This is a genomic window from Gloeocapsopsis sp. IPPAS B-1203 (assembly GCF_002749975.1).
In the GTDB taxonomy this organism is placed as follows: domain Bacteria; phylum Cyanobacteriota; class Cyanobacteriia; order Cyanobacteriales; family Chroococcidiopsidaceae; genus Gloeocapsopsis.
On the sequence record NZ_PEIG01000037.1, the window covers coordinates 1 to 1,409 of the forward strand.

1 protein-coding gene is annotated in these 1,409 nt (G+C 41.5%); it reads right to left on the bottom strand.

Annotation, left to right across the window (positions count from 1 at the left end):
• On the bottom strand, positions 1–1,257 hold a 1,257-nt coding region (locus tag CSQ79_RS26875; RefSeq protein WP_143755514.1), incomplete at its 3' end, for an IS701 family transposase.
• Positions 1,258–1,409: the final 152 nt, after the last annotated feature.

The window sequence follows — 1,409 nt, forward strand, 5'->3', positions numbered from 1 at the left end:
TGATTGCCATCTGCTAACAATGGTTGCAGCTACCAACTTTCTTATCATGGGAGAGGTAAGTGGTATTTCTTGATCATATTTCACCTTTTGTGAAGCTACATAATAAAATGCGAGAAAGCATAATGTCATGTGTTTATGAAAGCCTTCCCAGCTCCTGACCTGATAATCCCCCATACCCAATTCATTTTTCCCCTCTTGAAATATCCTTTCCACAAACACCCGTTGTCCTTGTCTGGCGACTATTTGCTCCAGACTATCCTGATGCATATTACAGAATGAGTACTTCACTGTTCCATCTGTATCTTTCCTAATGATGAGTTGGAGCATGAGTAGCGTGCCTTTTTTCTTGTCGGTGCATATCCATATCTGTTTTTGATGGAATAGTGCTGTGATTTTCTGCTTTGTACCATCCCTGAAGCTTATTCTTTTAAAATCATCCAAACTATCAAGACTATCGAAGTATTGCTCCAATGAACAAGTTTTATGATCGGTTTTGGGGTATTTAGGCTTTCTGCCCCTAGTTCGCTCTCTTTTTTCGATTGGTCGAAAATCGGGCTTTTCAGTATAGATATGGACATTTTCTTTAACATCTCCGATAAAAGGGATTCCCTCGTGATCAAGTGTCCGTATCAATTCATAGCTACTTCCATACAAGGAATCAAAGGCAACATAGTCAAACTTGATCCCGGTAGAGCAGGCTTGACGGATCATATCAAGAGCCATCTGTGGCTTGGTCTGGTATTGTATATGCTTGGGGATTTTGGCCTTTGCTCGTCTATTGGCATCATCTGCCCAGCTATGTGGCATGTAAAGTTGCAAATTGATGGGGCAGTAATGACGCCCTTGAGTCAAGCCAGCCACTACTGCCACCTGCCCATTGTCCTGTTTGCCTATACAGCCCAAATATTGCCTTCCGATACATGCGGAATGTTTCCCTTTCTTGCGAAAACCCACCTCATCAATCAAAAAGCCTACTTCTTTATCTTTTGCAAAAAGGTCTTGAGCCTGTAAGGATAGCTTTCTGAGTACTTGCTGATAGTCCCAAGGGGAATCACAAAGTAGATGATTGAAGCTTTGGTGATCGAGCTCCCCCAATGAATCTGAAATTGAGGTGCAGTTTGCTCTGTTTTTTTCACTCTTGAAAAGACCACGAATGTAACAAAGGGCTTTTTGGGATACTGGATGTGTCTTGGTGGTGAAAAGAGATTGGAAAGGTGCTAGAACCTGATCGAGTCCAAATGCCACGTTTTCAAGCACTTGGAAATTCTGAAAATCATATTTTTTTGCCGTCTATTTTAATAGCGGCCTTTTTTGTAGTTTTGGTAATTATGTTTTAGCTAAGGCAAAGATAGCAAGGGAGCCGTCCCCTGTCAACTCTTTGCCTTTTTTTCTAACTTGACAAAGTAGGG